Genomic DNA, 20596 nt, shown 5'->3' with positions numbered 1-20596 from the left:
GGCGGCGGACGAGCCGGGTTTCGGGCTGGACGTGCAGTTCGCGGACGAGGAGTGGGAGAAGTCGTACCTCCTCGCGCAGGAGCGGGAGATGCTCGGCCTCTACGTCTCCGACCACCCGCTGTTCGGCATCGAGCACGTCCTGGGCGACAAGGCCGACGCCTCCATCGCCGCGCTCAACGGCGGCGACCACGCCGACGGCGCCATCGTCACCATCGGCGGCATCATCTCCGGCCTCCAGCGCAAGATGACCAAGCAGGGCAACGCCTGGGCCATCGCCACCGTGGAGGACCTCGGCGGCTCCATCGACTGCATGTTCTTCCCCGCCACCTACCAGCTGGTCTCCACCCAACTCGTCGAGGACGCCATCGTCTTCGTCAAGGGACGGCTCGACAAGCGCGAGGACGTGCCCAGGCTGGTCGCCATGGAACTCGCCGTCCCCGACCTGTCCACCGCGGGTGAACGCGCCCCGGTGCGCCTCGACATGACCGAGGCCCAGGTGACGCCCGAGTCCGTGGGCCGCCTCAAGGCGGTACTCACGGCCCACCCCGGCCCGTCCGACGTGCACCTGCGGGTCCGCGGCCGGTCCCGTACGACGGTCTACCGCCTCGGCCACCGCATCGCGCCGCGGCCGGAGTTCTGGGCGGACCTCAAGGCGGCCGTCGCGGTGAGCCGGGAGCCCGGCACGTAGTGCGCGCCGCGCCGGTCACGCGCGCGGTGCCGCCGCGTCCGCGCCCGTGTGCGGTACGTCGTGCTCCCAGCGCGACCGGGGCTGGGTGTGCAGCCGCCAGTAGTGCTCCGCGATCGTGTCCGGGTCGAAGTCCGTGCCGGGCGCCACCACGCCGTCGACCGTCACCGTCGCGACGTGGACGCCCGCCGACCCGTACTCGAGGTCGAGGAGCCGCGCCAGCGTGCGCACCCCCGCCTTGCCCAGCGAGAGACTGACGTACGGCGCCTTCGGTTCGGGCATGCCGCCTGTGATCAGGAACGAGCCGCCGCCGCGCCGGGCCATCGCCGGAGCCAGGTGCGTCGCCGCGGTCAGCGCACCGCCGACGTTCACGGCCCAGGCGTCCAGCAGGGCGGGCTGCGCCAGCTCGCCGAGGGCGTCGGCCCGGACGAGGGCCGCGTTGTAGACGACGGCGTCGGGCACGCCGAACCTGCCCGTCGCGGCGTCGAGCGCGGTACGCAGCGCCGCCTCGTCGGTGACGTCGGCCGCCAGCGGCAGCACCCCGCCCCCCGGCGGAGCCGCCGTGCCCGCCGCGGCGACCGCCTCGGCGACCGGCCCGAGGGTCCGCCGCGAACGCGCCACCAGCGCAACCGGCAAGCCCTCCCGGGCGAACCGGCGGGCGACCGCCGCGCCGATCCCGGGCCCCGCCCCGATGACCACTGCTCCTGCCATGAGCTGTCCTCGCTCTCCCCGCGGATGATCGGCGGTGCCCGCGACGTTAAGGCGTGACACCGGTGTGAAGGTCAAGCGAGAGGGCGGGGACGGCATGCGGATCGGCGAGTTGGCCCACCGGACCGGCGTGAGCCGGCGGCTGCTGCGCTACTACGAGGAGCAGGGACTGCTGCACCCCGTCCGGCTGCCCAACGGCTACCGCGAGTACGCCGACGGCGACATCGCCGCTGTGCGGCACATCCGCGTGCTGCTCGACGCCGGCCTGCGCACCGCGGTCATCGCGGGGATCCTGGACTGCGTCGACGACGGCGACGGCCCCGCACACCGCCTGGTGACGACCGGCTGCCCCGGCGCGATGGCCCGGCTGCGCCGCGAGCACGCCAGGATCACCACCGCCATCGACCGCCTGGACCACTCCCGCCGGCTGATCGACGGCCTGCTGGACCCCGCCGGCCGAGCCCTCGCCGTCGGCCCGGGGACTTCCTGAACACCGCCGGCGGCCCGTCCCCGCTGCGCCCGACCCGGCGGGGCGATGGCGCTCGCGCGGGGGATAGGGCGAGCGCCGACCATCGCGTACGCGTCGAGACCGAGACCGGGACCGGGACCGGGACCGGGTGCGGCATGCGGCCGCCGTCGGGCGCGAACGGGCCGCGGGCCGGACCCCGCTCCCTGTCCGCGCATCCCGGCGCGCGGGCGGCTCGGTCGAGGGTGGACCCGCAGACGGCTCCCCGTCTCCGGGCGTTCGCGGCCGTCGGCCGAGCGGCGCGGCCACCCCGCCGGGCGCGCCGCAGGCGTCAGCGCGGGGTCGGCCGGCCGCGGGCCGTCTCGTACCACGCCAGGGACCCGCTGATGCGGGCCGCCAGCGCCGTCTCGCGGCGGCGGGTGGCGCCGTCGAGGGCCTCGCGCAGGTTGGCGATCTCCGCGTCCAGCCGGTCGATCCAGCGCTGGCGCGCGTGGCCCGCCCGCTCCGCCTCGGCGCACTCCGCGAGGCGCGCGTAGTAGTCGTCGCGGCGGTCCAGCACCTCCGCCGTCTCGCCCGCTTCCTCCAGCCGCTCCCAGGCGTACGCGGCGACCGTCTCCAGCAGCCGGTACCGCTCGCCGTCGCGGGAGACCAGCGACCGGTCGACCAGCCGGGCCAGCAGCCCCGGCACCTCCGCGGCCGTCAGGCCCGCGGCCGGCGCCTGCTCGCCGCCGGCCTCGATGGGCACCGCACAGGCCGCCGCACCGCCCGGCCCGGCGCCGGTGTCCGCGCAGACGTAGATCGCCCCGCTCAGCGTGCAGCCCGCCCCGTGCACGGCCAGCCGCCGCAGCGCCGCGCGCTCATGGTCGTCCAGCAGCCGCCAGCTCCAGTCGATCGCCGCCCGCAGCGTGCGCTGCCGCTCGGGCACGCCGCGCCGGCCGCCGTCGAGGAGCCGGAAGCGGTCGTCGAGCCCGGCGGCCAGGCCCCGTACGCCCAGCCCGCGGACGCGGGCCGCGGCCAGCTCCAGCGCCAGCGGGATGCCGTCGAGCCGGCGGCAGACCTCGGCGACCTCCGCGGCGTTCCCGGCGCCGACCGCGAAGCCCGGCGCCGCGGCGGCGGCGCGGTCGGCGAAGAGCCGCACCGCGTGCTCCTCGGACAGCGGCGTCACCGCGCGTACGACCTCGCCCGCGACGCCCAGCGGCTCCCGGCCGGTGGCCAGCACGCGCAGCCCGGGCGCCGCCCGCAGCAGCCGGTCGGCGAGCTTGGCGGCCTGGTCGACGACGTGCTCGACGTTGTCGAGCAGCAGCACCGCCGGCCGGTCGCCCAGTGCCTCGGCGATCCGGTCCTCGTCCGGCACACCGAACGCCGTCGCCACCACGTCGGCCACGCTCCCGCCGCCGGCGCCCGCCAGCTCGGCCACGTAGCCGGGCTCGGGGCGGTCGTGCAGCGCGGCCAGCGCGAGGCGCGTCTTGCCCACGCCGCCCGGGCCGGTGAGCGTCACCAGCCGCTCTCCGCCGAGCAGGGGCCGCAGCTGAGCGAGGTCCGCCTCCCGGCCGACCAGCGGCGTCAGCGGTGCCTGCGGCCGCGGCGGGCGCAGCCGGGGGGCCGCCGGCGGCGCGGCGGCCAGGGCCTGGTCGCCCGCCAGGATCCGCTGCTGCAGCCCGGCCAGCTCCGGGCCCGGGTCGAGCCCGGCCTCCTCCCGCAGCCGCACCCGCAGCGCGCGGTAGGCGGCCAGCGCCTCGCTCTGCCGGCCGGAGCCGTACAGGGCGCGCATGAGCAGCCCCGTCAGCCGCTCGCGCAGCGGGTGGGCGCCCACCAGGTCCGTCAACTCGGCGACCAGCGGGGCGTGTTCGCCCAGGTCCAGCCGCGCCCGCGCCAGCTCCTCCAGCGCGGTCAGCCGCTGCTCCTCCAGCCGCGCGGCGGTGGCGCGGGCGAAGGGCGCGTCCTCGTACGGGCTGAAGGCCGGGCCGCGCCACCGCGCCAGCGCCTCGGTGAGCAGGTCGGCGGCGCGGGCCGGCCCTGCCGCCGTACGGGCCTGCCGGACCAGGTCCGCGAAGTCGCCGGCGTCGGTGGCGGCCGGAAGCACGTACCCCGAGGCGCCGGAGACGACCAGCTCCCGGCCGCCCGGCTCGGCGTCCCCGAGCGCCCGGCGCAGTTGGGACACCTTCGCCCGCAGCGCGGCCGTCGGCTTGCCCGGCGGGTGTGCGTCCCACAGGTCGTCGACGAGCCGCCCATGCGGCACCGGCCGCCCCTCCCGGGCGAGCAGCGCGGCCAGCAGCACGCGCACCTTCAACTCCGGGACCCTGACCGGCCGTCCGTCGTCCGTCCGGACCTGCAGCGGCCCGAGCACTCCGAAGCGCATGACACCACCATAAGCAAACCCGAACACCCGGCGGCGACCGTGAACCCATGACGACAACCACCGCCGCCAAGGCCGGCCCCCGCGAGTGGCTCGGCCTGGGTGTTCTCGCCCTGCCCATGCTGCTCGCCTCGGTCGACAACAGTGTGCTGTTCCTCGCGCTGCCGCATCTGACCGCGGACCTGGAGCCGTCCTCCACCCACGTGCTGTGGATCATGGACGTCTACGGGTTCATGATGGCCGGCTTCCTCATCACCATGGGCACGCTCGGCGACCGGATCGGCCGCCGCCGGCTGCTCACGTTCGGCGCGGTGGCCTTCGGCGCGGCGTCGGTGCTCTCCGCGTACGCCGGGAGCGCGGAGATGCTGATCGCCGCCCGGATGCTGCTCGGCGTCTCGGCCGCCGCGGTGGCGCCCTCCGCGCTGGCCCTGGTCGGCACCATGTTCACCGACGCGCGCCAGCGCGCCCTGGCCATCGGCGTGTTCACCGCGTGCTTCATGGGCGGCGCGGCGCTGGGGCCGGTCGTCGGCGGGGTGATGCTGGAGAACTTCTGGTGGGGCTCGGTGTTCCTGCTCGGTGTGCCGGTGGCGCTGCTGCTGGTGGTCACGGCCCGGCCGCTGCTGCCGGAGTCCGGCGGCGAGGGCGGCGGGCGGCTGGATCCGGCGAGCGTGGCGCTGTCCCTGCTGGCGATCATCCCGCTCGTCTACGGGCTGAAGGAACTGGCCGACGAGCCGGACGTGCGGGCGTTCGGCGCCGTCGCCGCCGGGCTCGCCTTCGGCTACGTCTTCGTCCGCCGCCAGCTCCGGCTGGCCGAACCGCTGCTCGACCTGCGGCTGTTCCGGAACCGCTCGTTCTCCGCGGCGCTGGTGATCCTGCTGTTCACGATGGTCGTGCAGGGCGGTACGTACCTCTTCTTCAGCCAGCACCTCCAGCTCGTCGGGGGCTTCTCGCCGCTGAAGGCCGGGCTGTGGATGGCGCCGCCGGCACTCGCGCTGGGGGGCGGCTCCCTGCTGGCGCCGGTGCTGGCCCGGTCCGTGCGGCCCGCGGTCGTCGTCGGCGCGGGCCTGGTGATGTCGGCGGCCGGGTTCCTGTACGTCGCCGTCAGCGACGACCTCGTACCGCTGGTGATCGGGTTCACGCTCGGCTTCCTCGGCGGTGCGCCGGTCGCCGCGCTGGGGCTGAACCTCATCGTCGGGGCGGCGCCCGCGGACAAGTCCGGCTCCGCCTCGGCCACCGCGGAGAGCAGCGGTGAGATGGGCATCTCGCTGGGCATCGCCACCCTCGGGAGCCTCGGCGCCGCCGTCTACTCCGCCGGCGTCGACCTCCCCGCGGGGGCGCCGGAGCGGGCGGGGGAGTCCCTCGCCGACGCCGACGCGGCGGCGGCCGCGCTGCCGGAGCGCCTCGGCGGCGACGTCCTCGACGCCGCCCACGCGGCGTTCGCCTCCGGCATGAGCGCCGTCGCCCTGGTCGCCGCCGGGCTCTGCGCGGGCCTCGCGGTGCTGGCCACGGCGCTGCTGCGCCATCTGCGCCCGATCGGCGCGGAGGACGACGACGGCTGAGCCGTACGGCGGCGGCTCAGGGCTGGGCCGCCGCCCGCTCGGCCGCGCTGCGCAGCACGCAGAACTCGTTGCCCTCCGGGTCCGCGAGGATCGCCCACCCCGTGCCGTCCGGGTTGCGGTGGTCGGCGACGAAGGCGGCGCCGAGGCCGAGTAGCCGCTCCACCTCCTCCTCGCGCCGGGTCTCGGGCCGCAGGCACAGATGGATCCTGTTCTTGGCCGTCTTGGGCTCCGGCACCGTGTTGAAGTGCAGCACCGCGCCCTCGGGCAGGAGCACCTGCGTCTCCGGGGAGCCCGGTCCGTCGTCCGGATCGACCGGGCTCCCGGTCACCTTGCTCCAGAAAAGCGCCAGTTCGTAGGCGTCGGCACAGTCGATCGCGACGTTCTGCACTACCGAGGTCATGGACGCACCCTGCCCGAGCGCCCTGCCGGCCGCCACCGGATTACGCCCCGGCGGCGGCCCCCGCCGTCAGGCGGACTCCGCCGCCGCCAGCAGCTGGTCCTCCGTGGTGCCGCGGCGCCAGTAGCCGGTGAACGTCACCGCCCCGCGGTCGAAACCCCGGTCGCGCACCAGGTGCCGGCGTACGGCCCTGACCGTCGCCGACTCCCCGGCGACCCAGGCGTACGGCGTGCCGCCAGGCAGCTGCGCGCCGCGCACCGCGTCCGGGGTCGGCGCGTCCGTGCCGCGTACCAGCCAGGTGACGTCCGCGTCCGCCGCGGTCGGCGGCTCCAGCCGGTCGGCGGCGTCGGCCACCTCGATCCAGGCGCGCACCGGCACGCCGGCGGGCAGGGCGGCGAAGATCCCGGCGACGGCGGGCAGCGCGGTCTCGTCGGCGGTGACCAGCATCCAGTCGGTGCCGGCCGGCGGGCGGAAGTCGTACGCCACGTTCTCCGCGACGATCGGCGCCAGCACGCTGAGCCGGTCGCCGACGGCGGCGTGCAGTGCCCAGCGGGACCCCGGGCCGGTGTCGCCGTGCACGGCGAAGTCGACCACGAGCCGGTCCGGGTCGCGGGTGAGGCTGCGCGTCGTGTACGTGCGCATGATGCCGCGCACCGCGGGGTCGAGCGCCTGCCAGGCCGGGTACCAGTCGCTGCCGTCGTCGTCCGGCATGACCGGCGCGTCCTGGCCCGGGTGCGGGAAGAACAGCTTGATGCGCTGGTCGCGCCCCGCGGACTCCATCGAGGCCAGCCCGGGGCCGGCGAACGTGACCCGGATCATGGTGGGGGACAGGCGCTCGACCCCGGCCACGACGAGGTCGAAGAAGCGGAACGGGGAGACGGTCGCGGTGCTCACCGGACCACCTGCCGCGCGTCCCGCAGCGCGTCGGCCAGCGCCTCCAGCAGCGGCGCGTGGCCGGCGTAGCTGTGGTGCGCCTCGCTCTGCCAGGGGATCACCTGGCCGGCGGCGACCGCGGGCAGCCGGCGCCAGGTGGGCTTGGTCTCCTGCAGCTGGTCCGGCTGGAGGTTGCCGGTGCGCCGGTCGACCATGATGACGTCGGCCTCGTACCGGTCGACCGTCTCCCAGCTCGACTCCTCCCAGAAGCCGTCCTCGCCGGCGTTCTCGGGCGTGACGAACTCGACGCCGAGCCGCTGGTAGTAGCGCAGGTCCCCGAAGTCCTCGGCGACGGCGGCGTAGAGCAGCTCCGCGCTGGCGGAGACGGCGAGGACCTTGAGGCCCCGGCGGTCCTCGGCGGTCTTGGTCAGCGTCTGCGACGCCTGCTCGAAGCGGGACTTGGCGCGGACGACCTTCTCGGCCTTCAGGTCGGCGCCGAGGGACTCGGCCAGCTCGGCGAACCGCCCGATCGCCGCGTCGAGGGAGGTGCCGGAGGTGCGGATGCCGACGGCGGGGGCGAGGGAGACGATCTCCTCGGTGCTCTCCTCCGGCAGGTACCACAGCACCGGCGGCTCCTGCATGTTGGTGACCAGCAACTCGGGCCGCAGCGAGGCGTACTTCTCGACGTTGAACTGGCCGTAGGTGTTGCCGATGACGGTCAGTTCGTCCACGTTCAGGTCGCCGGCCTGCAGGTCGGGCTCGCCGCCCGGCAGCGTCGTCGGGCCGAACACGCCGGTGCACTCGATGCCGAAGTCGTGCAGGGCGGCGGCGGAGGCGACGTAGCCGACGATGCGCTCGGGGGTGCGGTCGGCCTGGGCGACCTCACCCCGGTCGTCCTTGAAGCGCCAAGCTCCGCCTGCGCCAGGGGAGTCTGCCTCATCGGAGCCGGAGTCCCCGCAGGCGGCGAGTGCGGCGCCGAGGCCGAGCGCGCCGCCGGCGGCGAGCAGACCGCGGCGGGAGGGGTGGGCGACGGCTTGGCGTGGCCGGAAACGGCTGTCGCATATCAGCATGAAGGTTAGGCTAACCTAACTGTCACGGGCCGGGGGAGCGGCCCGGCCCGTGACAGTCGCCCGGACCGGCCTGCCGGGAGGGGTGGTTCAGCGGTAGGGGGACGTCCCGGGCTCGCGCAGCGGGCCGAGCAGCACGAGCCCCGCCGCCGGCAGCGCGATCAGCGGCGTGAGCGCCACGGTCAGCGACGTCGCGTCCGCGAGGACGCCGATGAGCGGCCCCGCCAGCCCGCCCGCGCTGACCGCGAGGCCCAGGGTGACCCCGCCGGCCGTGCCGACGTGCCGGGGCAGGTAGTCCTGGCCGAGCGTGATGTGCAGCGAGAACGGGACGTACAGCCCCGCGGACGTGAGGGCCACGAAGACGTAGAGCGCCGGACCCGGCACGAACACCACCCCGGCGACCGCAGGGCCGCTCAGCGCGTACGACCACCGCACCACCGGCAGCCGGCCGAAGCGGGACGCCAGCCGCCCGCCCGCCACCGTCCCCACCGCGCCGCCCAGATAGAGCACGAACAGCGCCGCCGTGCCCGCCGCCGTACCGCCCGCGGTGCGCCCGGGCACGTACAGCGAGACGAACGCGCTCAGCCCCACGAACACCACCGACCGGCACACCACCGCCCCGGTCAGCCGCGCGAACGACGCCCAGTCGTCCCGGCCGCCGGCCGTGCCCCCCGCGCCCGTTCCGTGCGCGGAGGGCGCTTCCGGCGCGTACGGCCGCAGCGAACGCAGCGCCGCCGCGCACAGCGCCGCCCCCGCCAGCGCCGGCAGCACCAGCAGCGGCGAGGCCCGCAACCCGCCGGCCGCGACGACGGCGGACACCAGCGGGGGAGCGGCGGCGAAGCCGAGGTTGCCGCCGAGGGAGAACCAGCCCATCGCGGTGTGGCTGCCGGCGCTCGCCCGCCGCGCCACTCGGGCGGCCTCCGGGTGGTAGGCGGCGACCCCGACACCCGCCAGCGCGACCACCGCGAGCGTCGCCGCGTACGAGCCGAAGACCCCGGCCAGCGCCACGCCCGCGCCGGCCGCCAGCGTGCTGACCGGCAGCAGCCACGGCAGCGGGCGCCGGTCGGTCAGCACCCCGAACAGCGGTTGCACCACCGACGACAGCAGCGAGGCCGCCAGTACGACGCCGGATGCCGCGGCGTACGAGTACGCCCGTTCGGCGACGAAGAACGGCACCAGCGCCGCCACCGCCCCCTGGTAGACGTCGACGCAGGCGTGCCCCACCGACAGCAGCGTCAGCGGCCGGAAGCGGGCGGGGCGGGGCTCGGGCATGCTCCGATCGTCACCGAGCAGACCCCTGGCGAACTTCCGATAAAATGCCAACCTATGCCGGAAAGCCGCCACGCCCCCGAGGCGCCCACGCGGGCCAGGAAGCTCGCCGCGGGCGAGCGCATCGACGCGCACCGGCACGACGACCACCAGATCGTCTACGCCGGCTCCGGCGTGCTCGCCGTCACCACCGACGCCGGCACCTGGTTCGCGCCCGGCACCCGCGCGCTGTGGGTGCCGGCGGGCTGCGTCCACGCCCACCGCGCGTACGGCCACCTCGACCTGCACCTGGTCGGCGTGCCCGCGGACACAGACCTGCCGGGAAACCCACTCGGGCTCGACGCGCCCGGCGTGCTGGCTGTCAGCCCGCTGCTGCGCGAGCTGATCCTCGTCTACACCCGCGGACCGCACGACGACACCCCCGAGCGGCTGCGGCTGCGCACCGTCCTGCTGGACCAACTGCGCGCCGCCGCCGCCGACTCCGCGCAGCGGCCCGTGCCGCTGCCCGCCCCCGCCGACCCGCGGCTCGCCGCCGTCTGCGCCCTGCTGCACGCCGACCCCGCCGACCAGCGCACGCTGGCCGCCCTCGGCCGGGCGGCGGGCGCGGGGGAGCGGACGCTCAGCCGGCTCTTCCGCCGCGAGACCGGCATGACGTTCCCGCAGTGGCGCACGCAGCTGCGGCTCTACCACGCGCTGCGGCTGCTCGCCGACGACGTGCCGGTGACGACGGTCGCGCACCGCTGCGGCTGGTCCTCGGCCAGCGCCTTCATCGACGTCTACCGCCGCGCCTACGGCACCTCCCCGGGCAGCCACCGCCGCGGCTAGGGCCCGCGGGCGCCGGCCGCGTCAGGGCCGCGAGAGCCTCGCGATCTCGGCGGCCACCGCGTCCGCGTACGGACGCACCCGCGCCCTCAGCTCCGCGCTCCAGATCTCCTCCGCATACCGGCTGCCGAGGTACAGCCTGCGCGCGTGCTCCAGCACCGGCCGGTGCTCCGGCGGCAGCCGGCCGATCGCCCACGCTGCGGCAGCGTCCTTGGGGCGGATCTCCCCGGTGGCGAGCGTGCACCAGATCCGCGCCAGGGTGAGCAGGACGTTGCGGGTGTCGTCGGCCAGCTCCGCGAGCAGGGCCGGAACGCCTGCCGCGGCGGCGCGGGCCACGTCCTCGTACGGCACCGGATCCAGCACCCGCGCGGGCGGCGGGCCGGCCAGCGCGTGGTCGCCGGCCCGTACCATCGTCAGCACGATCGCCAGGTCCGCCATCGGCTCCGGCCGCGGCGGCCCGCCCGCCGCGAACTCCTCGCGCAGCCACTCCCCGTAGAGGAAGTCGCCGGTCGGCGGGTAGCGCCAGGGCCGGACCTCGGACTCGACGACCACCGTCAGCTCCACCGGGCGCAGCCCGCCGGTGCGGCCGGACACCCGCAGCAGCCCGGCGAGGAGCGCCCGACGCTCGCCCGCGGTCAGGGAGCGCCGGGAGACGACGAGCACGTCGACGTCGCTCGCCGGGTGGAGCCCGCCGAGGACGGCGGAGCCGTGCAGGTAGGCGCCGACGACCTCCACGCCCAGCACGTCGTCGACCAGCGTCATGACCGCGCGCACCTGATCGTCCATCGGACCAGTGTCGGCCCTGGGTCACCGGCGGCGTGACTCAGGCGATCTCGATGCTGTCCAGCTCGGCGAAGAACGCGCCCTTGCCGAGGCGGACCGTGTTGAAGCCCTCGGCGAGCTGGACCTGGGTGTCGACCGAGGTCCAGTTGTCCCAGCCGGTGAAGGGGTAGTGCACCTCGCCGGCGGCGGCGCCGTTGACCGTCAGCGTGTGCGTCGCGGGCACCTGCGCGGAGCCGTCGAGGGAGCCGTTGCCGTAGCGGACGGACAGGGTGTGGGCGCCGGCGGTGGGGGTGAAGACCGAGAACTCCACGTAGCTGTCCGGGAAGTCGATCTGCCCGACGGCGCGGCCGTCGAGCGCGCCGGCGGCGTCGCGGACGGTCGCGTTGTGCACGGTGGCGTTCTCCGCCTGGTACAGCACCTTGCTGCCGTCCACCACCGGGTAGCCGTTCGCCCAGCCTATGTCGGCCGCGTACATCGAGCGCCGCGAGTGGTCCGCGCTCCAGCCGTGGAAGAGGATCCGGTCGCGGCCGTCGGGGCCGGTGACGACGTCCTGGCCGCCGGGGCCGATGACGGCGCCGCCGAAGGTGTCGGTGGTCATCAGCGGGTTGGCCGCCTTGGTGTACGGCCCGGTGATGCTGTCGGCGACGGCGTAGCTCGTCTTGTAGCGGTCGCCGTCGTAGAAGTCCGCGGAGTAGAGCAGGACGTACTTGGCGCCGCGCTTGACGAGCGTCGGCGCCTCGATGACGTTCCCTTCCCAGGCGCGGTCCTGGCGGATGAGCGGCGTCGCCGCACCCGTGGTGGCGGTGCCGTCGGCGTTGACGGGCTGGATGTGCAGCCAGGTGTCCTGGCTGCAGCAGTTGCCGTCGTTCTTCCAGAGCATGTAGCGCTGCCCGCCCTCGGTGTAGCTGGAGGCGTCGATGGCGCCGCCCTGGTCGGCGGGGCAGACCAGCGGGCCGTCGCCGGCGGGCTCGAAGGGGCCGGCGGGCGTGGCGGCCAGGGCGACGCCGATGCACTGCTTGTCGCTGGCGAGGTCGCGCGCGGTGTAGTGCATGGTGAAGCCGGCGCCGTTGTCGAAGACCTCGGGCGCCCAGACCAGCGCGCTGTTCGGCGCCGCCCAGTCGCCCAGCCGGGGCAGCACGTCGGCGGGGTCCTGCGACCAGGACGTGAGGTCGGTGGAGGTGGCGTGCTGGATGTTCTTGCCGGCGCCGTTGGTGGCGTAGGCGTGGTACGTGTCCCCGGCCTTGACGACGTCGGGGTCCGGGAAGTTCACGTCGAGCACCGGCGCCCCGGGGGCGGCGGCGGGCCCGGGTCCGGCGGAGGCGGACGAACCGGGGATCACGAAGGCGGCGACGGCCGCGAGGGCGGCAGCGGCGGCCGTGGTGAGGCGAACGGGGCGCGGGGACACGGAGGCTCCTTCCGGGAGCGGACTCACGGGCCGGCGGCGGGGCCGGCCGCGGTGGGGGTGAGCTGCGCGCTTTTACATCGTTGCAATCGCCGCTCACGGTAAGGAGCCGCACCGGAGGTGTCAACGACCGTGGCGGGCGGGCACGTTGCCGGGGGTCCGGGGCTACGCGGAGGCGGAGGCACCGGCGTCGGCGTCGCCGTCGAGCGCTTCGATCACCGCCGCGCCGTGCTCCTCCGCCCAGGTGGTCAGTGCCGCGATCGCCGGCAGCAGTGTGCGCCCGAGCGCCGTCAGCTCGTACTCGACCCGGCGGGGCACCTCGGCGTACTCCTGACGGCGGACCATCCCGTACCGCTCCAGCCGCCGCAGCGTCTGCGTCAGCACCTTGGAGCTGATGCCGCCGATCAGTTCGCGCAGTTCACCGTGGCGCCACGGCCGGGAACCGAGCGCGTACAGCGTCACCAGGCTCCACTTGTCCGAGATCACCTCAAGCGTCAGCCGGGCCGGGCAATCGGCGAGGAACACATCTCCCGGCCGGTCGAAACGCACGGCGAACTCCCCCGGCTCGTAGGTACCCCTCGGTTCGTACGGCGCTTTCTAGCGTAGTGCGCGTACCGGCAGCACGTCACCGCCGGCTTCGTCAACGGGAGGCAGCAAGCGTGAGTTCGGCACAGTCATCCGACGGCGTGGCGCCGCCGCGCGGCGCGTCACCGGAGCCCGCGCCCGACCCCGGCGCCGCCGGGCTGTCCCGGGGGATGGTCACGCTCTTCGCCGTCGCCGCGGGCTTCGCCGTCGCCAACATCTACTACTGCCAGCCGCTGCTGACCGCGATCGCGGACACCTTCGACGTCAGCAGCGACACCGCGTCGATGATCGTGATCGCGAGCACCGTCGGATACGCCGCCGGGCTCGCGCTGCTGCTGCCGCTGGGCGACATCGTCAACAAGAAACACCTGGTGGTGAACCTGCTTCTGGTCGTCGCCGCGATGCAGGCGCTGTCCGCGGCGGCGTTCTCCGTCTCGATGCTGATCGCCGCCTCCGCGGTGATGTCGCTGACCGCCGTCGTCGCGCCGATCCTCGTGCCGTTCGCCGCGGGGCTCGCCGCCCCGCACGAGCGGGGCCGGGTCACCGGCTCGGTGATGAGCGGCGTACTCATGGGCGTGCTGCTGGCCCGTACCGGCGGTGGTCTCCTCGCCGAACTGGGCGGCTGGCGCACCGTGTTCGCGGTGGCCGCCGCGCTGATGGTCGCGCTCGCACTGGTGCTCCGGCGGGCGCTGCCCGACGCGCCGCCGGCCGCGCGGATGCCGTACGCGAGGCTGCTGCGCTCCCTCTTCACGATCATCCGCGAAGAGCCGGTGCTGCGCCTGCGCTGCCTGTACGGCTTCATGTCCTTCGCCGGCTTCAACGCCCTGTGGACCTCGATCGCGTTCCTGCTCGACCACCCGCCGTACTCCTACGGCGCCGGCGTCATCGGCCTGTTCGGCCTCGCCGGCGTCGTCGGCGCCTACGCGGCGCGGATCACCGGCCCGCAGGTCGACCGGGGCCGGGACAACGCGGTCACCGGGATCCTGTTCACGGTGATCCTGGCGAGCTGGGGCCTGATGGGGCTGGACGGCGGTACCCGGCTGTGGGCGCTGCTGCTCGGCGTCGTCGTGCTCGACCTCGGCGTGCAGGGCATGCAGGTCGTCAACCTCGCGGTCAACTTCCGGCAGCGGCCGGAGGCGCGCAGCCGTATCACCACGGCGTACATGGTGGCCTACTTCAGCGGCGCGATCGCCGGTTCGAGCGCGTCGGCGGCGGCGTACGCGGCCGGAGGCTGGGACGCCGTGGTCATGACCGGCGCCGGGTTCGCGGCGGTCAACCTGCTGGCGTGGGGCGGGGAGATGACGCGGCGCGCGCGGAAGGCGCCGGGCGAGCCGGAGTGACCCCTGCTCACCGCCTGGTGATCAGTCGCGCTCACCTGGCCGACGAACCGCCGAGTCTCCTCACCGCAGAATGCGGGACCCCGGCGGACGCCACCGCCGAGACCGGCTCGCGCACCGAGCAGCGGGTGAGCCGACGCCCGCCCCGCGCCGCACCGGCCCGCACCGCACCCACCGCGGGCCCGCTCTAGCCGCGGAACGCGTCCAGGATCCGCTCCGCCGCCCGCGTCGCCGTCAACTCGCCGTCCCTGACCTGCCGTTCCAGCTCCGGCGCCAGCGCGCCCACCGCCGGGTCGGCGCGCAGCCGGCCCAGCAGCTCGTCGCGCACCATCGTCCACGTCCAGTCCACCTGCTGATCGCGCCGCCGGCCGGCGAGCCGCCCGGTCGTCTCCAGCAGCTCCCGGTGGCGCTCCAGCCGCTCCCAGACGGTGCCGAGCCCCGTCGACTCCCGCGCGCTGCAGTGCAGCACCGGCGGCGTCCAGAACGCGCCCTTCCCGTGCATCAGCCGCAGCGCGCCCGCCAGTTCCCGCGCCGCCGCCCGCGCGTCGCGCTCGTGCGGCCCGTCCGCCTTGTTCACGGCGATCACGTCCGCCAGCTCCAGCACACCCTTCTTGATGCCCTGCAGCTGGTCCCCGGTACGGGCCAGCGTCAGCAGCAGGAAGGAGTCCACCATGTTCGCGACCGCCGTCTCCGACTGGCCGACGCCGACGGTCTCCACCAGCACCACGTCGTAGCCGGCCGCCTCCATCACCACCATCGACTCGCGCGTCGCCTTCGCGACCCCGCCGAGCGTGCCCGCGGTGGGGGAGGGGCGTACGAAGGCGGCCGGATCCACCGCCAGCCGCTCCATGCGCGTCTTGTCGCCCAGGATCGACCCGCCGGTGCGGCTCGACGACGGGTCGACCGCCAGCACGGCCACCCGGTATCCCAGCCCCGTCAGCATGGTGCCGAAGGCGTCGACGAACGTCGACTTCCCCACCCCCGGCACCCCGCTGACCCCGATGCGCCGGGCGTTCCCGCTGTGCGGCAGCAGCTCGGTCAGCAACTCCTGGGCCAGCGCGCGGTGCTGCGGCCGGGTCGACTCCACGAGGGTGATCGCGCGGGCGACGAGCGCGCGCTTGCCGTCGAGGACGCCCTTGACGTACGTGTCGAGGTCGATGGCCATTTCTCTGGGATTCACCCGCTCACGCGGCGTCGTGACCGAGCCCGGCGGCCAGCTTCGCCACCAGGTCGTACGCCGCGTCCGGGATCACCGTGCCCGGGGGGAACACCGCCGTCGCACCCATGTCCAGCAGCGTCGGCACGTCCTGCGGCGGGATCACCCCGCCCACCACGACCATGATGTCCTCGCGCCCCTCCTCCGCCAGCGCCTCACGCAGCGCCGGTACGAGCGTCAGGTGCCCGGCGGCCAGCGACGACACCCCCACGATGTGCACGTCCGCCTCGACGGCCTGCCGCGCCACCTCCGCCGGGGTCTGGAACAGCGGGCCGACGTCCACGTCGAAGCCGAGGTCGGCGAAGGCCGTGGCGATCACCTTCTGCCCGCGGTCGTGCCCGTCCTGGCCCATCTTGGCGACCAGGATGCGCGGCCGCCGGCCCTCGGCCTCCGCGAACTCGCCCACCAGCGACCTGGTCCGCGACACCGACGGCGACTCACCCGCCTCGTTCCGGTACACACCGGAGATCGTACGGATCTGCCCGGCGTGGCGCCCGTAGCTCTTCTCCAGGGCGTACGAGATCTCGCCCACCGTCGCCCGTGCCCGCGCGGCCCGTACCGCCAGCTCCAGCAGGTTGCCCTCGCCGCCGGCCGCCCGCGCGAGGTCGTCGAGCGCGCCCTGGCACGCGGCCTCGTCCCGCTCCGCCCGCAGCCGCGCCAGCTTCGCGATCTGCCGCGCCCGCACCGCGGAGTTGTCGACCTTCAGCACCTCGATCTGCTCGTCCGAGTCGCCCCTGTACTTGTTCACGCCGATCACCGGCTGCCGCCCGGAGTCGATACGGGCCTGGGTGCGCGCCGCCGCCTCCTCCACCCGCAGCTTCGGAATGCCCGCGTCGATCGCCTGCGCCATGCCGCCGGCCTCCTCGACCTCCTCGATGTGCCGCCACGCCCGCCGCGCCAGGTCGTACGTCAGCCGCTCCACGTACGCGCTGCCGCCCCACGGGTCGATCACCCGGGTCGTGCCTGACTCCTGCTGCAGCAGCAGCTGGGTGTTGCGGGCGATACGGGCCGAGAAGTCTGTCGGCAGCGCGAGCGCCTCGTCCAGGGCGTTGGTGTGCAGCGACTGCGTGTGGCCCTGGGTGGCGGCCATCGCCTCCACGCAGGTGCGCGTGACGTTGTTGTAGACGTCCTGCGCCGTCAGCGACCAGCCTGAGGTCTGCGAGTGTGTGCGCAGCGACAGCGACTTGGGATTCTTCGGGTCGAAGCGTTTGACGAGCTTCGCCCACAGAAGACGTGCCGCACGCAGCTTGGCGATCTCCATGAAGAAGTTCATGCCGATCGCCCAGAAGAACGACAGCCGCGGTGCGAAGGTGTCCACGTCCAGACCCGCGTCCCGGCCCGCCCGGAGGTACTCCACGCCGTCGGCGAGGGTGTACGCCAGCTCCAGGTCGGCCGTCGCGCCCGCCTCCTGGATGTGGTAGCCGGAGATGGAGATCGAGTTGTAGCGCGGCATGTTCCGGGAGGTGAACGCGAAGATGTCGGAGATGATCCGCATCGACGGCTTCGGCGGGTAGATGTAGGTGTTGCGGACCATGAACTCCTTGAGGATGTCGTTCTGGATGGTCCCCGCGAGCTTTTCCGGCGGCACCCCCTGCTCCTCCGCCGCCACGATGTACAGCGCCAGCACCGGCAGCACCGCGCCGTTCATCGTCATCGACACCGTCATCCGGTCCAGCGGGATGCCGTCGAAGAGCTGCCGCATGTCGAGGATCGAGTCGATCGCCACCCCCGCCATGCCGACATCGCCCGTCACCCGCGGGTGATCGCTGTCGTAGCCGCGGTGGGTGGGCAGGTCGAAGGCGACGGACAGGCCCTTCTGGCCGGCCGCGAGGTTGCGCCGGTAGAAGGCGTTGGACTCCTCGGCGGTGGAGAAGCCGGCGTACTGCCGGATCGTCCAGGGCTGGTTCACGTACATCGTCGGGTACGGGCCGCGCAGGTACGGCGCGACGCCCGGGTAGGTGTCCAGGAAGTCCAGCCCGTCGAGGTCCTGCCCGGTGTACAGCGCCTTGACGGCGATGCCCTCGGGTGTCTCCCAGCCGAGGTCGCCCCCGTCGGCGGCGTGCTTCACCGCGGCGCGCCACTCGTCGGCGCCGGCCGTGGCGGCCGGGTCGCCCAGCTCGACGTCCGAGAAGTCGGGGACGGTCATCGGGCCACTCCCATGCGGTCGAGTGCGTCGGTCAGCACGGCCACGGCGTCGCAGCCGGCGAAGACGTAGGTGTCGGCGCCGTCGTACGGGCCCGGACGGCCGGCGAGGTACACGTGCCGCGCGCCGGCGGCCCGCAGCTCCGCCGCGGCGGCGGCGCCCTGCTCCTCGTACACCGGGTCGCCGGAGCACAGGCACGCCTCGTGCGCCCCGCTGTCCGCGAAGGCGCCGCCGGTGACGGGCTCGACGCCACCGGCCCGGAACAGGTTCGCGGCGAAGGTCAGCCGCGCGGTGTGCACGGCGGCCGGGCCCAGCGCGGCGAGGAAGACGCGCGGGCGGGCGCCGGTCGCGGCCAGGTGGGCGTCGGAGCGAGCCCGCAGCGCCTCGAACGCCTCGTCCCTGCGCACCCGCGGCAGCCCGCCGGACGTCGGCTCGGGTGCGGGCTCGCGGACGACCGGCTTCTCCGCCAGGTCGGGGAACTCGCTCACCCCGGTCACCGGCTCGCGCCGGCTGGCCAGCCGCGCGCCCCGCTCCGCCCAGGTCCGCGCCAGCTTCTCGCGGACCATCCCGGAGCGCAGCGCGGCGGCCTGGCCGCCGGCCCGCTCGATCTCCCGGAAGAACGCCCAGCCGGCGTGCGCGAGTTCGTCGGTCAGCCGCTCCACGTACCAGGAGCCGCCGGCCGGGTCGACGACCCGCGCCAGGTGCGACTCCTCGATGAGGATGGCCGAGGTGTTGCGGGCGACGCGCCGGGAGAACGCGTCCGGCAGACCGATCGCGTGGTCGAAGGGGAGGACGGTCACCGCGTCCGCGCCGCCCACCCCGGCGGCGAGGGTGGCGACCGTGGTACGCAGCATGTTCACCCACGGGTCGCGGCGCGCCGCCATCACCGGCGAGGTCACCGCGTGCTGGCGCTGCGCGCCCGCCTCGGGCGCCCCGCAGACCTCCGCCACCCGCGCGAACAGCCGGCGCGCGGCCCGCAGCTTGGCGACCGTGAGGAACTGGTCGGCGGTGGCCGCGTACCGGAACTCCAGCTGGCCGCACGCCTGCGCGGCGCTCAGCCCCGCCACGGTCAGCTCCCGCAGATACGCGACCGCGGTGGCCAGGGAGCAGCCGAGTTCCTGCGCCGCCGACCCGCCGGCCTCGTGGTACGCCAGCGCGTCGACGGTGACGGCCCGAAGGCCCGGGTGGCGGTCGGCGCACAGCCGGGCGAGTGCGCCCGCGACGGCGGGGTCCTGCGGGCTGCCCGTACGGGCCTCGTGGCCGAGCGGGTCGGCGCCCAGGTTGCCCCGGGCGGCGTCCGCGGCGACGCCGCGCTCCTCGTACAGCCGCAGCAACTCCCGCGCGGCCGGCTCGGTCTCGGCACCGGCGTCCAGGACGACCGGCGCCAGGTCCAGGTAGACGTCCTTCAGGACGTCCTCCAGTGCCGTCACCGGGATGCCGGACCCGCCGACGGCGAGCCACAGGGAGGTGGCGCCGTTCTCCAGGTCACCGAGCACGGCTTCCGCGTCGGCCACCGCGTGCCGCTGGCGTACGTCCCAGCCGCCCGCGGCGTTCCCCTCGGGCCGGCCGCCGCGTACGAAGGGCGCGAAGCCCGGCAGGCCGGGATCGGGCGCGCGGTCGCGCGCGGTGTACAGGGGCGGGGTATGCACCCCGTCCTCCAGCGCGGTGGACAGCAGGGCCTCCGCCTCGGCGCCCGGGACCTCCTTGCCGGACTTGCGCAGCACGCCGGCCACCAGCTGCTGCCACTGCTCGTGCGACGCGCCGGGGAACTCGGCCGCGAGGGGGAGCCCGTCATCGGGCAGGACCGTCATGGTCGGATGCTAGCCAGACCGGCTAAAGGATGAGCTGTGCGGACCGCGGGTGTGACCATGTTCTCGTCACGGGCCACGCGGTGCCTCCGCGGTCGCGGGGGAGCGGCGGTCAGCGGGGGCGGAGCAGACCGTCGAGCACGCGCGTGAACACCGCTCGCGCGGTCCGCGCCACCAGCGGATCCAGCGCCCGCGGTACGCCCCGCACGCCGATCTCCTCCCGCCACACCACCCGCACCGGCCCTTCCCCGTACCCGGTGTCCGCCTCGGGCCCGTACACCTCGATCTCGGCCCAGCCGCGCACCACCCGCCCCCGCTTGACCAGCCGGCACCGCCCCACCGCCCGCCCGGCACCCGGCGGCGACCACGCGACGACCTCCATCGGATCGTCGAAGCCGACCGCGCCCACGCCGGTGCGCGCCGTGAAGCGCGCCCCGACGCCCGTCGCGGGCGCGGAGACCCCGACGATCCGGGTCAGCGGGACCCGCCCGCCGTGCGCGCGCCAGTCCGTGAGCCGCCCCCAGACCGCCACCGCGGACGAGTGCACCGTGCGCTCCACCTCGAACAGGGCCATGCGACCAGGCTAGAGAAGACCCCGACCGGCGCCTCCGCGGCGACCTGCCCGGTGTGCCGCACGGGCCACCGACCGCGGCACAGACCCCAAGACCTCCTTGCCCCGGCCCACCCGACCGGGACTCGGACTCGGCTGTTACCGCGTGCGCGGCCTGCGTTAAGATTCGGCGCGTCTCGCTACGGAGGGAAGCCATGGGCCACCAGGAACGGCGAGTCGAATACGTCGCCAAGCGGGCCGCACCGCACCTGGAGCCCGGCGAGCGGATCCAGACGGGATTCGTCGGGCAGAGCGGCTCCGGGCTCTTCACGGTACGCGTGCGGACGTTCGTGGTGACCGACCGCGCCATCCTGATCGTGGGCCGCGGCGGCGCACAGCGCCTGCCCCGCGACTTCCGCTTCGGTGAACCGACCGGGATGTACCACGAGATCCGGATCGACCGCACGTACAAGGTGCACCGGCAGTACTACGCGGAGATCAGGGCCGCCGACGAGGCGCTGCGCGACATGCAGGCCGGCGGCAACCCGCCGGAGAGCGAACCCCGCTGAC

Annotated in this window: 19 protein-coding genes; 6 read left to right on the top strand and 13 right to left on the bottom strand. The window is 74.9% G+C overall.

The genetic code is table 11. From position 1 onward, the window contains the following. Positions 1-688, top strand: a 688-nt coding sequence (locus tag T328_RS34565) for an OB-fold nucleic acid binding domain-containing protein (protein ID WP_496500221.1), incomplete at its 5' end; no start/stop codon positions are given. A 15-nt stretch (positions 689-703) separates the two neighbouring features. Here the strand turns inward: T328_RS34565 and T328_RS34560 are convergent. Then, complete coding sequence (locus tag T328_RS34560; protein ID WP_496500220.1) at positions 704-1396, bottom strand: SDR family NAD(P)-dependent oxidoreductase; 693 nt, start codon at positions 1394-1396, stop codon at positions 704-706. Between the two features lie 94 nt (positions 1397-1490). Here T328_RS34560 and T328_RS34555 point away from each other — a divergent pair, with 94 nt between their 5' ends. Further along, the gene (locus T328_RS34555; protein ID WP_496500224.1) at positions 1491-1883 is read left to right on the top strand and encodes a MerR family transcriptional regulator; all 393 of its coding nucleotides are present in this window, start codon (positions 1491-1493) and stop codon (positions 1881-1883) included. A gap of 307 nt (positions 1884-2190) precedes the next feature. Here the strand turns inward: T328_RS34555 and T328_RS34550 are convergent, their stop codons facing one another. Then, positions 2191-4218, bottom strand: a complete 2028-nt coding sequence (locus T328_RS34550) for an AfsR/SARP family transcriptional regulator (RefSeq protein WP_496500219.1) — start codon at positions 4216-4218, stop codon at positions 2191-2193. Between the two features lie 47 nt (positions 4219-4265). Between T328_RS34550 and T328_RS34545 the strand changes: the two genes are divergently transcribed. Next, the gene (locus T328_RS34545) at positions 4266-5774 is read left to right on the top strand and encodes an MFS transporter (protein WP_496500218.1); all 1509 of its coding nucleotides are present in this window, start codon (positions 4266-4268) and stop codon (positions 5772-5774) included. A gap of 16 nt (positions 5775-5790) precedes the next feature. Here the strand turns inward: T328_RS34545 and T328_RS34540 are convergent, their stop codons facing one another. From T328_RS34540 to T328_RS34525, 4 genes are all read right to left on the bottom strand, one after another. After that, entirely contained in the window at positions 5791-6174 is a 384-nt protein-coding gene (locus T328_RS34540) for a VOC family protein (RefSeq protein WP_496500217.1), read from the bottom strand. A gap of 66 nt (positions 6175-6240) precedes the next feature. Then, positions 6241-7065 carry a siderophore-interacting protein gene (locus tag T328_RS34535; RefSeq protein ID WP_496500216.1) on the bottom strand — a complete coding sequence of 275 codons (825 nt, stop codon included), beginning with the start codon at positions 7063-7065 and terminating at the stop codon, positions 6241-6243. Next, positions 7062-8114: an ABC transporter substrate-binding protein gene (locus T328_RS34530; protein WP_496500215.1), complete on the bottom strand. Its 1053-nt coding sequence runs from the start codon at positions 8112-8114 to the stop codon at positions 7062-7064. The genes T328_RS34535 and T328_RS34530 overlap by 4 nt, the downstream gene beginning before the upstream one ends. 87 nt (positions 8115-8201) lie before the next feature. After that, complete coding sequence (locus tag T328_RS34525; protein WP_496500214.1) at positions 8202-9383, bottom strand: MFS transporter; 1182 nt, start codon at positions 9381-9383, stop codon at positions 8202-8204. A 54-nt stretch (positions 9384-9437) separates the two neighbouring features. On the opposite strand from T328_RS34525, the gene T328_RS34520 reads away from it, so the two are divergent. Continuing rightward, on the top strand, positions 9438-10205 hold the full coding sequence (locus T328_RS34520) for a helix-turn-helix domain-containing protein (protein ID WP_496500213.1): 768 nt from the start codon (positions 9438-9440) through the stop codon (positions 10203-10205). Positions 10206-10226: 21 nt separating this feature from the next. Here T328_RS34520 and T328_RS34515 read toward each other — a convergent pair whose 3' ends face one another. The 3 genes from T328_RS34515 to T328_RS34505 all read right to left on the bottom strand — a co-directional run bounded on the left by T328_RS34515 (position 10227) and on the right by T328_RS34505 (position 12936). Then, entirely contained in the window at positions 10227-10988 is a 762-nt protein-coding gene (locus T328_RS34515; RefSeq protein WP_496500212.1) for an aminoglycoside adenylyltransferase family protein, read from the bottom strand. Positions 10989-11025: 37 nt separating this feature from the next. Then, positions 11026-12390, bottom strand: coding sequence for a family 43 glycosylhydrolase (locus tag T328_RS34510; RefSeq protein ID WP_496500211.1), 1365 nt, complete (start codon positions 12388-12390; stop codon positions 11026-11028). Positions 12391-12552: 162 nt separating this feature from the next. Beyond that, positions 12553-12936, bottom strand: a complete 384-nt coding sequence (locus T328_RS34505; protein WP_496500210.1) for a winged helix-turn-helix transcriptional regulator — start codon at positions 12934-12936, stop codon at positions 12553-12555. Between the two features lie 110 nt (positions 12937-13046). On the opposite strand from T328_RS34505, the gene T328_RS34500 reads away from it, so the two are divergent. After that, positions 13047-14312 (top strand): MFS transporter, encoded by a 1266-nt coding sequence (locus tag T328_RS34500; RefSeq protein WP_496500209.1) that lies wholly within the window; start codon positions 13047-13049, stop codon positions 14310-14312. Positions 14313-14496: 184 nt separating this feature from the next. Here T328_RS34500 and meaB read toward each other — a convergent pair whose 3' ends face one another. The 4 genes from meaB to T328_RS34480 form a co-directional block, all read right to left on the bottom strand. Beyond that, a complete protein-coding gene (gene meaB / locus T328_RS34495; RefSeq protein ID WP_496500223.1) occupies positions 14497-15474 on the bottom strand; it encodes a methylmalonyl Co-A mutase-associated GTPase MeaB in 978 nt (325 codons plus the stop codon). 19 nt (positions 15475-15493) lie between these two features. Next, on the bottom strand, positions 15494-17671 hold the full coding sequence (gene scpA, locus T328_RS34490) for a methylmalonyl-CoA mutase (protein ID WP_496500208.1): 2178 nt from the start codon (positions 17669-17671) through the stop codon (positions 15494-15496). Next, positions 17668-19479, bottom strand: a complete 1812-nt coding sequence (locus tag T328_RS34485) for a methylmalonyl-CoA mutase family protein (protein WP_496500207.1) — start codon at positions 19477-19479, stop codon at positions 17668-17670. The genes scpA and T328_RS34485 overlap by 4 nt, the downstream gene beginning before the upstream one ends. A 109-nt stretch (positions 19480-19588) precedes the next feature. Then, entirely contained in the window at positions 19589-20050 is a 462-nt protein-coding gene (locus T328_RS34480; protein ID WP_496500206.1) for an SRPBCC family protein, read from the bottom strand. 191 nt (positions 20051-20241) lie between these two features. Here T328_RS34480 and T328_RS34475 point away from each other — a divergent pair, with 191 nt between their 5' ends. Beyond that, positions 20242-20595, top strand: coding sequence for a hypothetical protein (locus tag T328_RS34475; protein WP_496500205.1), 354 nt, complete (start codon positions 20242-20244; stop codon positions 20593-20595). The last annotated feature ends 1 nt before the right edge of the window (position 20596 follow it).

This window comes from Streptomyces sp. CNX435, from assembly GCF_059570575.1.
The sequence above is the reverse complement of the archived record's forward strand: the minus strand, read 5'-3'. Positions and strand labels throughout refer to the sequence as shown.